Source organism: Leucobacter sp. wl10 (assembly GCF_003569785.1).
Taxonomy (GTDB): domain Bacteria; phylum Actinomycetota; class Actinomycetes; order Actinomycetales; family Microbacteriaceae; genus Leucobacter.
This window is the reverse complement of record NZ_KZ983995.1, coordinates 67,175-87,182: the sequence shown is the minus strand read 5'-3', so window position 1 is coordinate 87,182 and position 20,008 is coordinate 67,175. Positions and strand designations below refer to the sequence as shown.

Below are 20,008 nucleotides of genomic sequence, written 5' to 3'. Positions count from 1 at the left end.
TCACTTCCTTGAGTTGGGGTTCAGGTAGTCGCGCAGCCAGTCGGCCACGAGGTTGATGCCGACGACGATGACGAAGATCGCGGCGCCGGGGATGATGCACAGCCAGGGGTTGGCGACGAGATAGGCCTGCCCCTCGGCGATCATGCTGCCCAGGCTCGGCGTCGGCGGCGGCACGCCGAGGCCGAGGAAGCTCAGCGCGGCTTCGATGAGCACGATGTTCGCGGTCGAGAAGCTCGCGATCACCGTGATCTGCGCGGTCAGGTTCGGGAAGATGTGCCGCAGCAGCGTGCGCGAGTCGCTCGCGCCGAGCGCGTGGGAGGCGTCGATGAACTCCTTCTCCTTCAGCGACAGCGCCTGGGAGCGGACCACCCTCGCGTACAGCACCCACCCGGTCAGGGCGAGGACGAGGATCAGGGTTCCCGTTCCCGGGCCGAGCGTCGCGACCACGAGCAGGATCAGCAGGATCTCGGGGAACGCGAGCTGGATGTCGGCGAGTCGCATCACGACCGAGTCGAACCAGCCGCCGAAGTAGCCCGCGATGAGGCCGACGACCGTGCCGATCACGATCGACGCGAACATCGCGACGAGCACGATCCAGAGGGAGTTCTGGATGCCGCCCGCCAGGCGCGCGAGCACGTCCCTGCCGAGGGTGTCCGTCCCGAAGACGTGCTCGCCCGTTCCTCCCGCCCACATCGGGGGAGCGAGCCGGTCGCCGAGGTCCTGGGCGATCGGGTCGGGGGCGAGGAGCGGCCCGATGGAGGCGAAGCCGAGGATCGCGACGATGCAGATCGCGCCGGTGACGGCGGTTCCGCTGCGGCGGAACGATCGCCACCAGCCGACGCCCGCGGCGCGTCTGCGGCGCTCGACGGTCACCAGCATCTGCGTGCTGGGCTGCTCGACCGAGCCAGTTCGCGAGTCGGCGCTCATTTCTTCTCTCCGAACTTGATGCGCGGGTCGAGCCAGGAGTAGCTCAGATCGACCAGCAGGTTCACGAGCGTGACGAGAACCGCCGCGTAGATCGCGATCGCCTGCGTCACGGCGTAGTCGCCCTGCATGATCGACTGGTAGAGCAGCCGGCTCACGCCCGGGATGGAGAACACCGTCTCGATGATCACCGTGCCGGCGATCATGAGACTGAACTGCACTCCCAGCACGGTGACGAGCGGCAGGAGGCTGTTGCGGAACGCGTGCCGGAAGAAGATCCGCCCCTCCCCGATGCCCTGGGCGTGCGCGGTTCTGATGTAGTCCCGTCCGAGGACCTCGATCATCTCGGCCCGGACGACTCTCGCGAATTGGTTCGCGCTGTTGGCGCCCAGCGCGATCACGGGGAGCACCAGATGCCCCCAGGTGCCGTACCCGCCGGACGGCAGCATCCCGAGCGTCACGGAGAACAGCAGGATCAGCAGCACGCCGAGCCAGAACGCCGGCAGCGCCTGCCCGAGCATCGAGGCGGTCATCACGACCTTGTCGATCCAGCCGCCGCGACGGATCGCGGCGATGATCCCGACGACGACGCCGACGACGAACGCGACGAGCAGGGTGATCATCACCAGGGTGAAGGTCACGGGGACCGCGTTCAGGATCACCGCGGTGACCGGCATGCCGTAGACGCGGGAGTTCCCGAAGTCGAAGGTGACCACGCCGCCCAGGAATGCGAAGAACTGCATGATCAGCGGACGGTTGAAGCCGAGCTGCTCGCGGAGTGCGTCCACCTCCTCCGACGACATTTCCGGGCTGATGTAGGGGGTCATCGGGTCGGAGACGATGCGCTGGATCAGGAACACGACGACGACGACGCCGAGCACGACGAACAGCGCCGAGAACAGTCGTTTCGCGATGCCCACGGCCACGGGCGGCGGGGCGAAGCGTCTGGGCCCGGTCCGGGTGCGAGTGACAGCGGTCACGGATACCTCCAACATGGTTGTCGAGGGCTTCGGAGGCGGGGGCGCGCGATCCGCGCGCCCCCGCCCCATCAGCCGCCGATCGAGATGCTGCTCAAGTCGAAGGACATGTCGGGCCGCCCCTCGAAGCCCTGGATCTCCTGAGCCGCGCCGTAGAGCATGGGGACCTGGTAGAGCATCGCGACCGGCTGCTTCTCGAGCATCACCGCGGAGAGATCCTGTACCTTCTTCGCCCGTGCTCCCTCGTCGACGGTCGCGTTCATGTCCGCGACGAGCCGGTCGAACTCCGGATCCGCCATCACGCGGGTGAACGACGTGGAGGTCCACTGCGAGAAGTGCGCCTCCGACATCATCGAGGGCTCGACGCTCGTGTTCAGCATGAACAGCGGAGCACCGGTGCCGTTGACGAACTTCTGCAACCACTCCGTCGCGGGCAGCGGCGTCCAGTTCACCTCGATGCCGACCTCGCCGAGCATGTCGACGATCGCCGAGGCGACCTCCCGGTCGGCCGGGGTGCGTCCGACGGTCGACTCCATGTCGATCGAGAAGCCGTCCGGATATCCGGCTTCGGCGAGCAGCTGCTTCGCCTTGCCCGGATCGTACGGCCAGGGCTCGAGATCGGGGTTGTAGAGCGGGGAGTCCCGGGGCACCATCTGCGAGGGCACCTCGGTGGTGCCGAGCAGGATGCTGTCGACGATGAGCTGCTTGTCGATCGCGTAGTTGACGGCCTGGCGGACGCGCTGGTCCTTGAGCGGCGAGTCCTGATCGTACTTCCCGAGGAAGAGGTTCTGGTACTGCCCCATGAGCGAGGAGACGGGCTTCGCTCTCTGCGACCGCTTGAGGCCCGACCAGATGTCCGGCGACATCGGGAAGACGATGTCGGCGCGTCCGCTGTCGAGCGCCGAGCTGCGCGCCGCCTCGTCCTCGATGCTGAGGAAGGTCACCCTCTCGAGGTTCTTGACGGGCTTGTCGCCCCAGTAGTCCGGGTTCGGCACGAGTGTGAGCCGATCGTTCGGGGCGAAGGACTCGATCATCATGGGGCCGCTGCCGATGCCCTTGCCGCCCATGCCCATGCCGGTCTTCTCGGAGTACTTCGGCGGGACGAGGTAGAGCTGGGCGAGCGCCGACATGGCAGTGGCGTCGTTGTTCTTCACCAGGAGCTTCACCCGCGTCTCGTCGATGACCTCGGCACCGGAGAACTTCGCACTGAGCGTGCCGAGCGCGTAGGCCTTGTTCTCGGGGTTGAGGATGCGATCCACCGAGTACTTGACCGCCGCGGCGTCGAGCTTCTCGCCGTTCGTGAAGGTCACGTCGTCGCGCAGCGTGAACGTCAGCTCAGTGACCTCGTCGTTGAACTCCCACTTCGTGGCGACGCTCGGAAGCCAGCCGCCCTTGAAATCCGGCTCCACAAGGCGGTCGTAGACGTGCGTGAGCGCCGCGCGGCTCGTCGACGCGGTGTCGACCTGGATGTCGGCGCTCGAGGCGAGCTGGCCGATGCCGATGTTCAGCTCGGTGCGGGCCTCGCCTCCCCCGGTGCCACCGCCGTTCATGCCGCAGCCGACGAGCAGCGCCGCCGCCGCGACCCCCGAGAGCACCGCCGCCGCGATGCGGCCTGCTCTCCTGCCTGATGTGTTCATCTCGTGTTCTCCGTACCTTCGTTCGTGGGATTCTGGGGAGAGAGGTCGCCTCGTCGAGGCGGCCCTCTGGACGGGTCAGCTCACCCAGCTGATGGGCGGCGCCTCCTTGCTGACCGTCCAGGCTCCGACCCACTGGGCGCGCACGTCCATGACATCCTGCAGGGAGAGCGTGCGGGCGTTGCGCCAGAAGCGGTCGAAGCGGAGCGTGTTCGACGTGGACTGGCCGCCGAGGAACTTCTGCATGTCGGTGGCGAGGTCGAGCACGGCCTCGACGATCGTGACCTTCGCCTGGCTGCCCGCCACCGAGACGGCGGCCCGCTCTTCAGCCGGCGCCCCGGACCGCATGTACTCGACGGCGAGGTCAGCCGCCTGCATGAGGGAGGCCTCTCCCGCGGCGAGGCGAGCCTGATGGCGGCCGATCTGGTACCGGGTCGAGGTGTCCTCGTACACCCCGGGAAAGGTGGGGCGCTCGTTCAGGCGGGCGACGAGCGCGTCCATGCAGCCGACGCCGATGCCCAGGATGACCGAGGTGAGTCCGAACTGGGCGAAGATGCCCGTGGTGTTGTCCGGGCTCTTGAAGGAGCCGTCGACGGTGGGCCAGTGCCAGCCGTCGGGAACGAAGACGTTCTCGAAGTGGATCGCACCGCTGCCCGTCGCGCGCTGGCCCATGTTGTCCCAGTCGTCGAGCAGGGTCACCCCGGGTGCGCGCAACTCGAAGAGGACGTCGTGGCCGCCGCCCACGAAGACCGATTCGCAGCCCTCCATGAGCCCCGTGGAATGCCCGTATTTCGCCCCCGGCGAGCCGGTGGCGAAGTACTTGTCCCCGTTCACCAGCACGCCGCCGTCGGTCTTCGAGACGGCGAGGCGGAAGTCGAAGCGGCGCCGGGCGTGGTAGCGCTCCGCCTGGGGGCTGCAGAAGCGAACCCCCGATTCGCGCACCTCGGTGAGCAGCCGGTCGCGTATCGCGGCCGGCAGCGGGGACTGGGGACCGGTGAGCCCGAGGGTCTGCCCGCGATTGAACGACCAGATCTGCGCGGTCGAGCTCTCGCCCGCTCCGAGGTTCTTGAGGATCTGGATCACCGCCGGGGTGTCCTCGGCCGGGTTCTCCGCCGAGGCCCCCCCGATGCTCCGTCGAAAGAGGAGCTCGTTGACCCGGGAGGCCTCGATCCTCCGCATGTTCTCCTCGGGGTAGGTCCCCTCGCGGTCGACGTCGGCAGCGGTCTCCGCGAACTCCCGCCGCAGCTCGAGCGACGCATCGATCTGCGGGGCGAGGCGCTCCAGGGAGGGCACGGGAGCGTCGTTCGAATCGGGCATGTCGTTCTCTCTTCTTCGAGTCGTTGACCGTTCCGCCGTCCGGCGAACGCGCCGGAATCGACTGAGCTTGCGGCCAAGGTACTCGTCCTCCGCCCGGCTCCGTAATGGTCGATTCCCCACTGATGCCCGCTGAATAGTGTGAATGTACACACCGCGGGACGGTTCTCCCCGAGCGGGATCCCGCGCAGACTGAGACGTGGAAACTCTGACGCAGATCTCAGGAGGCAGTGACGATGAAGCTCGGAAGACTCGCAGGAAGCGCGGTGCTCATCACGAACGGCGGTGCGATCGATGTGGCCCGCGCGAGCGGTGGCCGCTTCGGCCCCGATCTCGACGGCATCTACGAGCGCTGGAGCGAGTTCGCGGCCTGGGCGGACGGCCCCGAGGCCACGGGAGCCGCTGCCGAAGACTTCGACGAGGCCGCGCTCGAGGCTCCCGTCGGCCGGCCTCGGCAGATCTTCGCGATCGGTCTGAACTACGCGGCGCACGCCGCCGAGGCCGGGCTGCAGCCGGCGCGCGATCTCGTGGTCTTCACGAAGTTCGCGAGTTCCATCGCGGGCCCGGTGTCACGGGTCCCGCTGCCGACCGGCACAGTGGACTGGGAGGTCGAGATCGTGGCGATCATCGGCGAGGAGGCCCGCCGCGTGACGATCGACGAGGCGTGGGATCGCGTCGCCGGTCTCGCGATCGGCCAGGACCTCTCGGAACGCACCATGCAGTTGCACGGCCAGACCCCGCAGTTCAGTCTCGCGAAGTCGCATCCGGGGTTCTCCCCGGTCGGGCCCGCCCTCGTCACCCTCGACGAGCTCCCGGACCGCGACGCGATCGAGTTCGGCTGCGCGGTCGACGGCCAGACAATGCAGTCGGGCAACACGAGGAACCTGCTCTTCTCGATCCCCGAGATCATCTCCGAGCTCTCGCGGGTCGTGACCCTCTACCCCGGCGACGTGATCTTCACCGGCACCCCCGACGGGGTCGGCCTCGGCCGGGATCCGAAGGTCTACCTGCAGCCCGGCCAGACACTCGTCAGCTCAGCCGCGGGTCTCGGCGAGATCCGCTCGGAACTCACCGAGGCGGAGTGATGGGCATGCGGTTCAGGGCTCCTCTCGTCATCGCGGCTGTGGCGCTGGCCGCGGGAGCCGTCTGGGCTCGCCGCGACTATCGGTCCTGGGTCGCGCTCGGGCCCGGCGGCCGCCCGCACACCCTGCGCGGCTGGCTCGACGTCACCCGCCTGCGCCTCAGTAAAGGCGACCCGCTCGACGTCGAGGCGCTCCGCCGGCGCTCCGAACAGTCCCCGCGCATCCCGCGCCTCGAGGGCCCGCTGCCGCAGAATCCGAGCCCGCGACCGGGCATCGCCCCGCACCCGATCCCGCACCGCGTCGTCGGTACGAGTACGCCCGAGGCGCTCGTCGCGGAGCTCCAGGAGGTCTTCGACCGCGCCGAGGCCGCGCACGACGCGGTGCGCTACGCGCAGAGCCACTTCGAACGGCACACTCCGGCGATCACGGCCAAGCGCGTCTCATTCGACCACGTCGACGCCCTGAAGGCCCACGGCGAGATCGGCCACATCCACCCCAGCGATTGCTCGATGCACCTGGTGCTGCATCCGCAGGACGCGGCCGAGGCCCTCGAGACCGGGTGGGGCGAGTCGCACTTCCTCAGCGACGGGCCGCTGCTCCCCGCCGCCTACTTCATGGTGTACCCACCTCAGCGTCCGGAGGATCTCGCCGTCATCGAGCAGCTGCTCCGCGCCGCGATCGCCTACGTCACCGATGAGAGCGAGCCGGCCTCCGGCGACCCGGGCATCGAGGCCCGCCAGGCATAGGGGCGGTCGCGCGAGCCGCCCCGGACGCGCTAAGCTGGGAGCACGGGCCGGTCACGCCGGCCCCATCGTCGCTGATATGCATGTGCCGGATCCCGCATCGCGGATCCGCGCGGGCCCCCCGGGCGCGCGTCTTCCGGTACGCACAGACTCTCCGCGGCGAACGGATGCGCGATCCCGCGCACTCGCCGAATTCGCAGCGACGCACGGCTCGGGCCCGCAGCACCTCACCGTGCCCGGTCGGGCCTCGCGCCGCTGCGCGCCAACACACGAAAGGTCTCCGTGACCGACACCCAGACCATCCAGTCCACCGCGCCGTCCTTCGCCGGGCTCGGCGTGCCCGAGCCCATCGCGCACGCGCTCGAGCGGAACGGCAAGACCGAGCCGTTCCCGATCCAGCGGGACACGCTGCCCGACACGCTCGCCGGGCGCGACGTGCTCGGCCGGGGCCGCACCGGCTCGGGCAAGACCATCGCCTTCGGCATCCCGCTCGTCGCGAACCTCGCCGGCGACGCAGCCAGGAAGCGCCGCCCGAGCCGCCCCCGCGCCATCGTGCTCGCCCCCACCCGCGAGCTCGTCACGCAGATCGCCGAGACCGTCAAGATGCTCGCGGATCCCGTCGGCGTCAAGGTGACCACCGTCTTCGGCGGGATCCCGCAGCGCCGCCAGGAGGCCGCGCTCGAGGCCGGCGTCGACATCGTCGTGGCCGCCCCGGGTCGTCTCGACGACCTCATGAAGCAGGGCCTCGTCGACCTCGGGTCGGTCGAGATCACGGTGCTCGACGAGGCGGACCACATGGCCGACATGGGCTTCCTGCCCGTCGTCACGCGGATCCTCAACAAGACCCCGAAGCAGGGCCAGCGGCTGCTCTTCAGCGCGACCCTCGACAACGGGGTCGACAACATCGTGAAGAAGTACCTGCACGACCCGATCCTGCACTCGGTCGACAGCGCGGAGAGCCCGGTGCCGCAGCTCACCCACCACGTCTTCGAGGTCGCGGGCAAGGATCAGAAGGACGCGCTCATCGAGGCTCTCGCCTCGGGCACCGCGCGCCGCATCTTCTTCACCCGGATGAAGCACCAGGCCAAGAAGCTGGCCAAGCAGCTCACGGCGCGCGGCATCCCCGCCGTCGAGCTGCAGGGCAATCTCTCGCAGAACGCGCGGGATCGCAACCTCGCCGAGTTCGTCTCGGGCGAGGCGAGGGTGCTCGTCGCCACCGACGTCGCAGCGCGCGGCGTGCACGTCGACGGCGTCGAGCTGGTCGTGCACATCGACCCGCCGGTCGAACACAAGGCCTACCTGCACCGCTCCGGCCGCACCGCGCGCGCGGGCAACGAGGGCGACGTGGTCACCCTCGTGCTGCCCGAGCAGCGCGGTGAGATGCGCCAGATCATGCGCGCCGCGAAGATCCGGGTGACGCCGAGGCCGGTGAACCCGTTCGCCGCGAACATCGACCCCGAGGTGCTCGCGCTGATCGGCGAGATCGCGCCGCGCGTCGACCCGCGCGAGATCGAGCGCCGTCGCAGCGAGGCGCAGGCGGCGCAGCAGCGCGCGGCGGGCCACGCTCCCGCCGGCGCAGGCCAGTCGACGGGCGCCAACGCGAAGCGCAAGCGCTCGCGCGGCGGCCGCGGCCGAGGTGCTGGCGCCGGCACGGCCGGGGGCCAGGGAGGCGGGCAGAGCGGGCAGCAGAGGGATCGCGCCGGGCAGCCGCAGGGTCAGCGCGGCGGCGGCCGCGGCCAGGGCGGATCCGGTCAGGCCGGGTCCGGTCAGCGCGGCCAGAGCGGCCACGGCCAGCCCCGCCAGCAGAGCGCCGCGGGGCGGGGCGGCCAGCGCCGCAGCGGGCGCCGCGCTCAGGGCGGCGGCACCGTCTACTCCACGAGCACGCCGGGGGCCTGAACCCTCCGCCGTTCTCGCTCGCAGAACCGCTGATTCCGAAGCACGGAACTGCCTCGGAGGGCGATTCCGCCCCATATACTGCTCTGATGGGCATTTATCGTGAGTTGGGGCGGAACCCGGGTGTTCTCCGCATACTCGCGTCGCAGCTCACCGCCCGCTTCCCGTTCGGGATGCTCTCGATCATCCTGCTGCTGCACATCCAGCGCGCCTACGGCGACTACACTTCGGCGGGAATCGTGCTGGCGACGCAGAGTATCGGACAGGCGATCTCCGGGCCGATGAGCAGCCGCCTGATGGGACGCTGGGGTATGCGCCGGGTGCTCAGCCTCACGTCGGTGCTGTGCGCCGGCCTGCTCGTCGCGATCGCGCTCGTGCGCCTCCCACTGCCGATCGTCGCCGGGCTCGCCCTCCTCATCGGGCTCTCGACGCCACCGGTGACGCCTGCGGTGCGCACGCTGTACCCGAGACTGGTGCCGAACCGACAGCTCTCGGCACTGTTCTCCCTCGACGCCTCGGCGCAGGAGATCATCTGGGTGCTGGGGCCGGTGGTGGCGGTGTTCGTCTCGTCCCAGTTCGGCACCGCGGCGGGGCTCTGCGTCGCGGCCGCGTTCATGCTCGGGGGCGGCGCCTGGTTCATCATGAGCCGGACCGTCGGCGAGGTGAAGCTGCCGCCGTCGAAGCGCGGTCTCGGAGCGGTGCTGCGCTATCCGACCGTCATCATCTCGACCGTGATCGGGTTCTTCTTCGTCGCATCCTTCGCAGCGATCGAGGCCGGGATCGTCGCCGCGTTCAGCGGCTCGGCCGGTCACGGCGGCGGTGGGCAGGGCAGCATCGAGTCGGGCATCGTGCTCGCGATCTTCGCGGGCGGCTCGCTCGTGGGCGGTCTGCTCATCGGGCATCGCGAGATGCGTCCCTGGTCGTTGCTGCTGCGCATCGGGATCGTGCTCGCCGGCACCTCGGCGTGCCTCGTGAGCCTGAACATCTGGTGGCTGAGCGCGGTGCTCTTCATCGGAGGCCTCGGCACGGCTCCGGTGTTCGCGGCGATCTCGAACCTCGTGAGCTCCACCGTGAAGTTCTCGGAGACCGCGGAGGCCTACGGCTGGATCGGCACCGGCCAGCTCGTCGGCGTCGCGACGGGCTCGGCGCTCGGCGGCGTCGCGATCGACGCCGCCGGCGCCAGCGGCGCGATCCTCGTGTCCACCGGCCTGCTCATCGTGGCGGCCCTGTGCGCGGCGGTGAGCCTCCGCTGGATCCCGGATCTCAAGGGGCGCACCGTCGAGCCCCCGCCGGAGACCGGCACGCTCTCACTGCCCCTCCCGTAACGATCCGGCAACGCCCGGGCGAACCGCGGCCTCCTAACGCCGCCCTAACCCCGGGGCTCGTACAGTGTGAGCATGAAGCGCCGTTCCTCCGTCACCCTGCTGATCGCGGCCGCGCTGCTCCTGGCGCCGCTGTCGGCCTGCACCGCGCTGCCGAGCGGCAGCGGCTCATCGGGCGCCGCCTCCGCCGGATCTCCCGACCGGGGCCGCGACGCCGCCGGGTCGGAGGCGGCCGCCGAGAGCATCGCGCCGTCGGAGCCCCCCGGGGCCAAGCGCTCGGTCATCAGCACCGGCGATATCTCGATAGAGGTGTCCGACCCGGAGTCGGCGGCCGATGAGGCGTCCGGGATCGCGAAGAACCTCGGTGGATCGGTGGAGTCGATGACGGTGCGCCGAGCGAGCGGCGGCGCCGCCGCCGGCGCCGATCTCACCCTGCGGGTGCCGAACGAGCGCCTCGAAGACGCCTTCAAGGAGCTGGAGGGGATCGGCGAGGTCGTGTCCCAGAACAGCTCCGCGGTCGACGTGACGGCCGAGTACGTGGACCTGCGGGCGCGCGTGGCCGCGCTCGAGAAGTCGGTGCAGCGCCTCACCGGGCTCATGGCCGGCGCCGACACGACGGCCGACCTCCTCGAGGCCGAGTCGGCGCTCTCGCAGCGGCAGCAGGAGCTGGACGGCCTGCGCGCGCAGCTGCAGTCCTTGGAGGGGCAGGTCGACGAGGCGACCATCGCGGTGTCGCTCCGCACGAAGTCTGCGCTGCCCGGCGGCGGGCCGGCCAACTTCTGGGAGGGGCTGCTCGCCGGCCTCGACTCGCTCGCCGCGGCTAGAGCGGGCGCCCTCGTGGCGCTCGGGATCCTGCTCCCGTGGCTCGTGCTCGCGGGCGTGATCGCGCTCGCGGTCGTCCTCATCGTACGAGGGGGGCGGCGCCGGCGGCGCGCGCGGGCCGCGTCGGGCTCGCCGGATCCCGCTGCCGCGCCGGCCACCGCCGCGGCGGCGGACACCGCGCCTCAGTACCCTCCGACTCCCCCGAGCAGCGCGCCGTAGGGCAGCCTGCGCCCGAGGATCCGGCCCGCCGCGCGATGGCCGGAGCACAGCGCGGCGGTCACGGTGGCGGGGTCCTCGGTCCAGGTCGCCTCGCCCGCCAGGTGCAGGACGCCCCCGACGGGCGTTGCGATGGCGTCGTGGTCCTCGGGCCTCGACCCCGCGGTCATGTAGGCGTACGAGCCGCGCGCGTACGGGTCGTCCTGCCAGTGCGTCACGCGCACCTGCGACGGATCCGGGATCTCCTCCCCGAAGATATCGCGCAGACCGTCCATGACCGAGTCGGCCACCCGTTCCTCCGCCCAGTCGCGGATCTGCTGGGCGCACCCGCCCGCCGCGAAGGTGAGGAGCGTCGGCTCGCCGTGCAGGCGCGTGAGGTCGTACCAGGAGTGCCACCACTCCGCCGCGTCGCCCTGGCGTCGGATCGCGTAGACGTCCTCCGGCCAGAAGCGGTGCGGAAACCGCAGGAAGACCTTCTCGAAGGCGTTCATCTCGAGCGCCTCGATGGCTCCGGCGGCGGGATCGGGCAGCGGCGGATCGAACCGCACCGCACCCGATTTCAGCACCCCGATGGGCAGCGTCACGACGGCGCGAGCCGCCGAGAACGCCTCGTGGGACGATCGGATCCGCGCCTCGACGCCCGACTCCGACCAGCGCACCTCCTCGACCTCGTGCCCGAGGCGCACGTCGAGCCCCGCGGCGAGGTGCGTCGCGAGCCGGTCGTACCCCTCGGGAAACACGACCTCGTCCCCCTCGATGGCGTCGTCGTCGAGGCCGTGGGCGTCGAGCAGCGTCGCGTCGACCCCGTACTGCTCCTCCGAGCGATGGTAGAGGTACTCGGTGACGCGCTCGGCCCGATCCGCGTCCCATCCCCTCTCAGCCACGACCGCGCTCACCGCGGCATCCGCGACGTCGGCGTAGGAGCTGCGCGGGATGGCGTCCGCGATCACCTCCGTCAGCCGCGTGTCGACCGCGGCGACGTCGGCGATGAACCGCTCCGCCGCCGCGTCGCTCAACCGCGCCCCCTGCGGCCCGTAATAGGCGATGGGGCGGCCGCCGGCCTGGTAGCTGCCCACGGTGAACTCGACGGCCGGCATCCCGAAACCGCTGGTGACGACGTGGAGCGGGCTCTCCGAGATGCCGTGGATCCACGACGCGCCGAGATCCGTGACCCGCCGCTCCTCGCGCTCCGTGTGCAGGCGCCCGCCGATCCGGTCGCGCGCCTCGAGCACCACCACCCGCAGGCCCGCGCCGGCGAGCAGCCGCGCCGCCGTGAGCCCGGAGACCCCGGCTCCCACCACGATCGCGTCGAAATGCTCCATCGCCGGCTCCCGAGTTCTCCGGTCCGCCGCCGAGCGCGGCGAAGCTCCGGTGCAAATCAGGATACCCCGCGGCGGGGCCTCACGAGCGCTCGGGCGCGGTCCGCGCGCAGGCGGCCCGGGAGTCGAGCGCGTCGATCAGCGAGCGCTCGCTCCTGATGACGCCGGGGTTGCGCCGCAGCCAGGGGCGCAGCACGCGCGTCACGGCGGGCATCATCACGAAGGTCATGAGCGGGGCCAGCACCGTGACGATCAGCGCCGACCTCAGCGGGATCGCCAGCCCGCCCCACCACGGCAGCAGCGAGATCCCCCACGACGAGAGCGCGTTCACCGGGTACATGCCGACCCATATCGCGATCGCCTGCTTCCAGCGGAGCGGGGCCGAGCGCACCACGATCGTGCGGGTGGCGCCGGTGCGCGCGTCGACGCGGCGATGCGCTCGCGGCCCGTCGAACCAGCCCTCGATGCCGGTGCGGCGCTGCACGCGCGCATCGAGGACGAGTGGGGAACCGGCGTCGAGCCAGCGGCGGCGCTGCTCGGACCGCTCCCATGCGGTGAGCGATCGCTCGTCCGAGAACCGGTAGATCGCGTGCAGCACGCTCTCATCGGTGCTGTCGCGGATCACACCGCCGCCCAGGCATCCCTCGAACTCCCGGGCGAGGCGAAGCCCCTCTTCGACCCAGGCGGCCGCGTCTCCCACCCGCGCGGGATGCGCCTGCCGCCTGACCTCAACCGTGACCGGGGTGCTCATGGCCCCCATTCCAGCGCGAAAAGATGTCGTCGCCGTTACGCCGTGTCTCCGCGCCGTGAAAACCCCGTTACGATTTCGAAGCCGGCCGTCAGGCCCCTACTCGTCGGGCACCAGCACCGGGGTGTCGCGGTTGAGGCTCTCGCGGCGGAAGAAGGGCTTGGAGTTCGGCCGCAGCCACCAGATGCCCATCAGCACGAAGCCGAGCAGGATCGCCCCGATCCCGATCACGAAGGCCCCGCCGATGCCGAGCAGCACGGTCTCCCCGTAGTTGCGGTCCCACATGTCGAACGCCGACTGCACGAAGGCGTAGCCGAGCAGCAGCCCGCCGAGCAGCGGGAAGATGCCGCGCATCCAGAGGTTCCGCGCGCTGTCCCGCAGCGTACCGCGGAAGTACCAGACGCACGCGAACGAGGTGATCGCGTAGTAGAGCGCGACCGCGAGGCCCATGGAGGTGAGGGAGTCGGCCAGCACGTTCTCCGAGATGAGCGACATGCCCACGTAGTAGACGATGGCCGAGACGCCCATCAGCGTGGTCGAGAACCAGGGGGTCTTGAACTTGGGGTGCAGCTCCGCGAACTTGGCGGGCAGCGCGCGGTAGACCGCCATGGAGAGCGTGCCGCGGGCCGTCGGGAGGATGGTCGTCTGCGTCGACGAAGCCGCCGACAGCATCACGCCGAGGATCAGGAACCATCCCCAGGGGCCGAAGAGCGCGCCGCCGAGCACGGAGAACACGTCGTCGAGGTTGTCGGGGTTGGTGAGTCCGAACCCGGTCTCGCCGAAGCCCGCGAACATCATCACCGCGACCGAGACGCCCACGTAGAGGACGATGAGCACGACGATGCTCGAGAGCGCCGCCCGCCCGGGCGTCTTGCGCGGGTTCTTCGTCTCCTCGTTGAGCGCGAGGCAGGTGTCCCAGCCCCAGTAGATGAAGAGAGCCAGCAGCACCGCCTCCATGAAGCCCGACCACGAGGTGAGCTCGGCCGGGTTGAACCAGTTCCAGTCGAAGGCGACCGATCCCTCGGAGCCGCCGTTCAGGGCGTTCAGGAGCGCGAGCCCGCCGAAGAGCACCATCGCGACGATCTGGATGGTCATGAGCACCATCTGCAGGCGCTCCCCCATCTGCACCCCGATCGTGCTGATGAAAGTCATGATCGCCATGAACACGACCGAGGTCGCGACCACGATCGCGCGGTTGCCCGCGAACTCCTCGTTGCCGAGCAGCAGCCAGAAGTACTTGCCGGTGATCTCGCCCACGTTCGACAGCACCATGATGGCGGAGACCGCCACGGCCCAGCCGCCGATCCAGCCCGTGACCGGCCCGAAGGCCTTGGCTCCCCAGACGAAGGTCGTGCCGCAGTCGGGCATCTCGCGGTTGAGCTCCTGGTAGGCGAACGCCGCGAAGATCATCGGGATGCAGGCGACCACGAACACGAGCGGCGCCTGCGCGCCGACGGCGAGGATCACGTAGCCCAGCGTCGCGGCGAGCGAGTAGAGCGGGGCCGTCGAGGCGAGCCCGATGACCGTGGATCCGACCACCCCGAGGGCCCCGGCGTTCAGCCCCTTGCCGACGTGGATGTGGCCGGTGACGGTGGCGTTGTCCAGTGTGTGCTTCTCCATGCGCTCATTCTGCTGCATCGGGGGCGATCTGAGAAATGCGCGTGAGGATCCGGCACCCCGTTGCCGCGACTCGCAAGAACCGCGAATTCCGCACCATTCCGCCTGGTAAACGGCTGAAATCGACGCTCAAATCTGGTTTGAACCACGGGAAGACTGCTGCTCTCGCGCTAGTGTTGCGCCGCGAGGTGTGCGAGACTGGGCAGTACCCAATCCCCGAGGAAATCACTAAGGAGTGAGTCATCTATGGGCACCTTCGCCGTCATCAATCCGGCCACGGGCGAGACCGTCGCCGAGTACCCCGACGCGACCGCTGAGGAGATCGAGGCGAGCCTGGCCTCGGCGCAGAAGACCTACCAGGAGTGGGCCCGCAAGACCACGGTCGCCGAGCGCGCGGCGCTGGCGAAGCGCGCGGCGGAGCTGTTCGATGAGCGCAAGGAGGAGCTCGGCGCGATCATCAACCGCGAGATGGGCAAGCCGCTGGACCAGTCGATCGGCGAGGCTGAGTTCTCGGGCGCGATCACGGCGGCGTTCGCCGACAACGCACAGGAGTGGCTCGCCGACGAGCAGCTGCAGGTCGAGGACGGGCTGCGCACGTTCTTCCGCTTCCAGGGGCTCGGCGTGATCCTCGGCATCATGCCGTGGAACTACCCCTACTACCAGGTCGCCCGATTCGCGGTGCCGAATCTGATCCTGGGCAACACCATCATCCTCAAGCACGCGGCCCAGTGCCCCGAGTCGGCCCTCGCGCTCGAGAAGATCTTCCGCGACGCGGGCTTCCCCGAGGGCGCCTACGTCAACGTGTTCGCGACGCACGAGCAGATCGCCGACATCGTCGCCGACGACCGCGTCCAGGGCGTCTCGCTCACCGGATCGGAGCGCGCGGGCGCGATCGTGGCCGAGCAGGCGGGTCGCGCGCTGAAGAAGTGCGTGCTGGAGCTCGGCGGCTCGGACGTGTTCCTGGTGCTCGACACCGACGACCTCGACCACGCGGTCGAGCACGCCGTGGGCGGGCGCATGGAGAACACCGGGCAGGCCTGCAACGGCTCCAAGCGCATCGTGGTGCTCGACAAGTACTTCGACGAGTTCAAGGAGAAGTTCGTGGCCGCGATCGGCGGGCAGAGCTACGGCGACGACTTCGGACCCCTCTCCTCGGCCCAGGCCACCAAGACGCTGGCCGCGCAGGTGCAGGGGGCGCTCGCCCAGGGCGCCGAGGTGCTCGTGGGGGGCGACGAGCCCGAGGGCAACGTCTACACCCCGACCGTGATCTCGAACATCACCCCCTCGATGGACGTGTACAGCCAGGAGCTGTTCGGTCCGGTCGCGCAGCTGTACCGGGTGTCGAGCGACGAGGAGGCCATCGAGCTGGCCAACTCCTCCCCCTACGGGCTCGGCTCGGTCGTCATCTGCGACGACGTCGAGCGCGCGGAGCGGGTCGGCGACCAGCTCGACGTGGGCATGGTGTTCGTGGGCGCCGCCGGCCTCGAGGGCGCCGACGTGCCCTTCGGCGGCGTGAAGAAGTCGGGCTACGGCCGCGAGCTCGGCAAGGTCGGCATGCTCGAGTTCGCCAACAAGAAGCTCTTCCGCTTCGCTGCGAAGTAGGCTGCGGCACGCAGTGCGGGGCCCCGGGATCCACGGCGATCCCGGGGCCCCGCGCTGTGGATCGGCGGCATCGAGTGGGTGAGCTCGTAGTCGACGATCGCCGCCCGCGGCAGGTACGACGGCCCCTTGCAGAGCATCTTCTCGCCGCTCTCGCTGTTGGTGATCACCGTGGTCCGGGTGGCCTCCGAGCCGGTGCCGGCCGTGGAGGGGATCGCGACGAGCAGCAGCGCGGGCCGGGTCGGTGAGCAGCACGAGGTCCGCGGCGCCAGCCTCGCGCAGGCACCCGTTGGCCGCGAAACGACGATGACATCATGCAGACAGCGACCATTCTTTCACGCAGAGTGTGACGATTCTTGCATATCAATAGCGGCTGATCTTTCATAGCTAGGGCGGCGAGGACACCACACGTGAGAGGATGGACGGCATGAACGCGTCTCTCACCTCCCCCATGGGAAGAATCCTCCCGCGCCGGTCGAGGAACGCGATCGAGGACGCCCTCGCAGACACCAGGGTGGTCCTGATCACGGGCGCGAGGCAGTGCGGCAAGAGCACGCTCGTGAATCAGGTCACCCGTGCACGCGACGCGGAGTGGCGCAGCCTGGATCGCGCCGCCACCCGCCAAGCAGCTCTGTTCGATCCCACCTCGTTCGTAGAAGCCGATGACCTCCTCGTGATCGATGAGGTGCAGCGGGCTCCCGAGCTCCTGCTGTCGATCAAGGAACGGGTCGACGCAGACCCTCGACCCGGGCAGTACCTGCTCACCGGATCGGCCCAGGTACTGGGGCTGCGCAGCGTGCCGGACGCGTTGCCCGGAAGGATGGAGACGATCGAGCTCTGGCCTCTCTCGCAGGGAGAGATCGATGAGACTCCCGACGGCTTCATCGACGCCGTCTTCACCCAGGGCTCCGACTTCAGGTGCCCGAGCGAGTTGCGTCGCGATGACTACATCGAGCGGATCGTCCGAGGCGGGTTTCCGGAGGCTGTGGCGCGTGAGGGGAAACGTCGAGAGAGCTTCTTCGACAACTACATCTCCGACATCATCAACCGGGATGTGATCCAGCTCTCGGAGATCGAGCGCGGGGCCCAGATGCGCGCACTCGTACGTATGCTCGCGGCACGGTCCGGCGGCCTCCTCGTGCCCGGCTCGCTCGCGAACGCTCTCGGGCTGCCTCAGACCACGGTCGCCCGGTACCTCGGGCTGCTCGAAGAGGTCTTCCTCATCAAACGAATCCCCGCGTGGTCGCGAAACCTCAGCGCGCGAGCGACCTCAACACCGAAAGTCGCTCTGGTCGACTCCGGCGTGGCTGCGAACCTTCTGGGCCAGGACGCGAAAAGCCTGCGGCACCCGGAGAGCCCTCTCGGCGGACTGCTCGAGAGCTTCGTCACGATGGAGCTGTCCCGGCAGCTGAGCTGGTCCCGCACTCGCGCGGAGATGCACCACTACCGCACCAAGGACAAGGTCGAGGTCGATATCGTGCTCGAGGACCGTCGCGGTCGTGTCATCGCACTCGACGTCAAGGCCTCCGCGACGGTGCGCTCCGATGATTTCCGGGGGATCGATCACCTCGCCGCGCGATTGGGCGGCGATCTCGTCGTCGGCGTCGTGCTCTACACCGGGACGGAGACCCTTGCCTTCGGCGAAAAGAAAATCGCGGTGCCGATCAGCGCCATCTGGCGGGCGAGCCCCTGAAGGCACCCGCCAGATCGACCACCGCGCGCCGAATCGACGCTCAGGCGCCCCGCGCCCCTCCCCTCCGCCCGCTCGCCCGGCATCACCGCTGCAGCAGGACGGCCCCGAAGAACTCGCCGAGCCGCTCGGGGCGGTCGAGCGGCAGGATCGCCGACACGTAGTGGTCGGGTCGCACCACGACCACCGCGCCGTCGCGCGAGATCCCGCGCAGATCGAAGATGTCCTCGTCGGGCTTGGCCGCGTAGATCTTCTCGTAGTCGGTGAGCCCGAACGGGCCCGACGCCGGCAGGAACAGCCGGTGCGCGCGCGAGATGTCGACGCCGTGGTGATGCTGCTGGTACACTGCCTTGACGTCGAAGATCGCGTCGATGTCGGCGCCCTCCGGGGTGAAGCGGCGCACCGGCGACTCCGAAGACGACGCCACCCACTCGGCCCAGGCGTCGAGGCGCTCGCCGGAGGCGTCGGCGAAGGCGTAGACGCGGAAGCGGCCGTCGGCCCGGTGGTGGTGGCCCAGGTGCACGTCCACGGCGTCGGCGACGCGGGTGGTCATGGCCGACTTGAAGCGCTTGCCGAGCGGGAAGCCCTCGGCGAGCTCCTGGTGCGCGCCACCCGAGGTGAGCATCGACTCGGAGTACTGCGTCATGAAGCCGGCCGGGAACTCCGCGGTCCGCACGTAGAACTCCTCGAGCTGACCCGGCGAGTCGAACTCCTCCGGCTTCTTCGCCATCAGCGTCGACCACTCCTTGTCGAAGTCGATGAGGTTCTTCGCGGCGACCTGGCGCTCGTCGGAGTAGGTCTTCAGCAGCGCCTCGGGCGCCCGGCCCTCGAGCACGTAGCCGAGTTTCCACGCGAGGTTCCAGCCGTCCTGCATCGACACGTTCATGCCCTGGCCGGCCTTGGCGCTGTGCGTGTGGCAGGCGTCGCCCATCAGGAACACGCGCCCCTTGCCGTCGGGCGAGGTGGCCGCGTCGTCGAAGCGGTCGGTGAGGCGGTGCGCGACCTCGTAGACGCTGTGCCAGGGCACGTCGCGCACGTCGAGGGAGTAGGGGTGCAGGATCGCGTTCGCCCGGGCGACGACCTCCTCGAGCGGCGTGTCGCGCACCTTGCCGCCGCCGTGCTCGTCGGTCTCGCCGAGGTCGACGTAGATGCGGGCCAGGTGGTTGCCCTCGCGCGGGATGTGCAGGATGCTGCCGGCCTCGGAGTGGATGATGCACTTCTTGCGGAAGTCCGGGAAGTCGGTGACCGCGAGCACGTCCATGACGCCCCAGGCGTGCATCGACGTGGAGCCGGCGAGCGAACCGTCGATCGACCGCCGCACGGCCGAGCGGGCGCCGTCGGCGCCGACCACGTACTTCGCGCGAACGACGACGGTCTCCTCGGGGGCGTCGCTCTCGGCCTTCTCGGTGTTGATGCCGGCGCCGCTGTATCCGGAGACCTTCCGCAGCGTCACCTCGACGGGGTACTCCCCCTCGCCCACCTCGAGGTCGACGAACTCGTAGCCGTAGTCGACGTCGGCGCGGGCCGGCGCGCGGCGCGCGTACTCGGCGAAGTAGTCGATGACGCGCGCCTGGTTGACGATGAGGTGCGGGAACTCGCTGATGCCGGCCGGGTCGTCGGGGGTGATCGAGCTGCGGACGATGCTCTCGGGGCTCGCGGGATCGGGCGTCCAGAAGTTCGTCTCGGTGATCTGGTAGGCCTCCTGGATGATCTGCTCGGCGAAGCCGAAGGCCTGGAAGGTCTCGACGCTGCGCTGCTGCACCCCGTCGGCCTGGCCGAGCACGAGCCTCCCGTCGCGGCGCTCGACGATGCGCGTGATGACGTTCGGGAACTGTGCGAGCTGCGCGTGGGTCATGATGCCGGCGGGTCCGGATCCCACGATGAGCACGTCGATCTCCTCCGGGAGCTCCTCCGGGCGGTCCAGTCCGACGCCTGCGGCGGGCTGGATGCGGGGATCGGTGGAGACGTATCCGTGGTGGTGGAACTGCACTGTTTCTCCTCACTGGGCCGACGCGGGATCCCGCGCCACAATATTCTATAGTTGAACATATAGTTTGAATATCGCACAATTAGGATAAACCGCCCCGCACGATCGCACAACACCCTCT

The 20,008-nt window shown here is 69.6% G+C and carries 16 protein-coding genes; 7 read left to right on the top strand and 9 right to left on the bottom strand.

Annotated elements, in window-relative coordinates:
• From D1J51_RS09975 to D1J51_RS09960, 4 genes are all read right to left on the bottom strand, one after another.
• The gene (locus D1J51_RS09975; protein WP_119075043.1) at nt 1-927 is read right to left on the bottom strand and encodes an ABC transporter permease; all 927 of its coding nucleotides are present in this window, start codon (nt 925-927) and stop codon (nt 1-3) included.
• Nucleotides 924-1,904, bottom strand: coding sequence for an ABC transporter permease (locus tag D1J51_RS09970; protein WP_162903752.1), 981 nt, complete (start codon nt 1,902-1,904; stop codon nt 924-926). The genes D1J51_RS09975 and D1J51_RS09970 overlap by 4 nt, the downstream gene beginning before the upstream one ends.
• Nucleotides 1,905-1,972: 68 nt before the next feature.
• On the bottom strand, nt 1,973-3,538 hold the full coding sequence (locus D1J51_RS09965) for an ABC transporter substrate-binding protein (RefSeq protein ID WP_119075041.1): 1,566 nt from the start codon (nt 3,536-3,538) through the stop codon (nt 1,973-1,975).
• A gap of 75 nt (nt 3,539-3,613) precedes the next feature.
• Nucleotides 3,614-4,852: an acyl-CoA dehydrogenase family protein gene (locus D1J51_RS09960; protein WP_119075040.1), complete on the bottom strand. Its 1,239-nt coding sequence runs from the start codon at nt 4,850-4,852 to the stop codon at nt 3,614-3,616.
• A gap of 233 nt (nt 4,853-5,085) precedes the next feature.
• Here D1J51_RS09960 and D1J51_RS09955 point away from each other — a divergent pair, with 233 nt between their 5' ends.
• The 5 genes from D1J51_RS09955 to D1J51_RS09935 all read left to right on the top strand — a co-directional run bounded on the left by D1J51_RS09955 (nt 5,086) and on the right by D1J51_RS09935 (nt 10,930).
• Nucleotides 5,086-5,934 carry a fumarylacetoacetate hydrolase family protein gene (locus D1J51_RS09955; RefSeq protein ID WP_119075039.1) on the top strand — a complete coding sequence of 283 codons (849 nt, stop codon included), beginning with the start codon at nt 5,086-5,088 and terminating at the stop codon, nt 5,932-5,934.
• The gene (locus D1J51_RS09950; protein WP_119075038.1) at nt 5,934-6,677 is read left to right on the top strand and encodes a luciferase domain-containing protein; all 744 of its coding nucleotides are present in this window, start codon (nt 5,934-5,936) and stop codon (nt 6,675-6,677) included. Before D1J51_RS09955 ends, D1J51_RS09950 begins: the two co-directional genes overlap by 1 nt.
• Before the next feature lie 279 nt (nt 6,678-6,956).
• Complete coding sequence (locus D1J51_RS09945) at nt 6,957-8,570, top strand: DEAD/DEAH box helicase (protein WP_240423130.1); 1,614 nt, start codon at nt 6,957-6,959, stop codon at nt 8,568-8,570.
• Between the two features lie 32 nt (nt 8,571-8,602).
• Nucleotides 8,603-9,892 carry an MFS transporter gene (locus D1J51_RS09940; protein ID WP_371414084.1) on the top strand — a complete coding sequence of 430 codons (1,290 nt, stop codon included), beginning with the start codon at nt 8,603-8,605 and terminating at the stop codon, nt 9,890-9,892.
• Between the two features lie 72 nt (nt 9,893-9,964).
• Entirely contained in the window at nt 9,965-10,930 is a 966-nt protein-coding gene (locus D1J51_RS09935) for a DUF4349 domain-containing protein (protein WP_119075036.1), read from the top strand.
• On the opposite strand, the gene D1J51_RS09930 is transcribed toward D1J51_RS09935, so the two are convergent.
• The 3 genes from D1J51_RS09930 to D1J51_RS09920 form a co-directional block, all read right to left on the bottom strand.
• A complete protein-coding gene (locus tag D1J51_RS09930) occupies nt 10,894-12,249 on the bottom strand; it encodes a flavin monoamine oxidase family protein (RefSeq protein WP_119075035.1) in 1,356 nt (451 codons plus the stop codon). The genes D1J51_RS09935 and D1J51_RS09930 overlap by 37 nt on opposite strands.
• A 79-nt stretch (nt 12,250-12,328) precedes the next feature.
• Complete coding sequence (locus tag D1J51_RS09925) at nt 12,329-12,997, bottom strand: antibiotic biosynthesis monooxygenase (protein ID WP_119075034.1); 669 nt, start codon at nt 12,995-12,997, stop codon at nt 12,329-12,331.
• Nucleotides 12,998-13,093: 96 nt separating this feature from the next.
• Nucleotides 13,094-14,614, bottom strand: coding sequence for an APC family permease (locus D1J51_RS09920; protein WP_119075033.1), 1,521 nt, complete (start codon nt 14,612-14,614; stop codon nt 13,094-13,096).
• Between the two features lie 243 nt (nt 14,615-14,857).
• Between D1J51_RS09920 and D1J51_RS09915 the strand changes: the two genes are divergently transcribed.
• A complete protein-coding gene (locus D1J51_RS09915) occupies nt 14,858-16,213 on the top strand; it encodes an NAD-dependent succinate-semialdehyde dehydrogenase (protein ID WP_119075032.1) in 1,356 nt (451 codons plus the stop codon).
• On the opposite strand, the gene D1J51_RS09910 is transcribed toward D1J51_RS09915, so the two are convergent.
• The gene (locus D1J51_RS09910; RefSeq protein WP_256386008.1) at nt 16,138-16,482 is read right to left on the bottom strand and encodes an iron-containing alcohol dehydrogenase; all 345 of its coding nucleotides are present in this window, start codon (nt 16,480-16,482) and stop codon (nt 16,138-16,140) included. The genes D1J51_RS09915 and D1J51_RS09910 overlap by 76 nt on opposite strands.
• Nucleotides 16,483-16,637: 155 nt before the next feature.
• Here D1J51_RS09910 and D1J51_RS09905 point away from each other — a divergent pair, with 155 nt between their 5' ends.
• Entirely contained in the window at nt 16,638-17,903 is a 1,266-nt protein-coding gene (locus D1J51_RS09905) for an ATP-binding protein (protein ID WP_205547861.1), read from the top strand.
• 82 nt (nt 17,904-17,985) lie between these two features.
• Here the strand turns inward: D1J51_RS09905 and D1J51_RS09900 are convergent, their stop codons facing one another.
• Nucleotides 17,986-19,890 carry an FAD-dependent monooxygenase gene (locus D1J51_RS09900; RefSeq protein ID WP_119075030.1) on the bottom strand — a complete coding sequence of 635 codons (1,905 nt, stop codon included), beginning with the start codon at nt 19,888-19,890 and terminating at the stop codon, nt 17,986-17,988.
• Nucleotides 19,891-20,008: the final 118 nt, after the last annotated feature.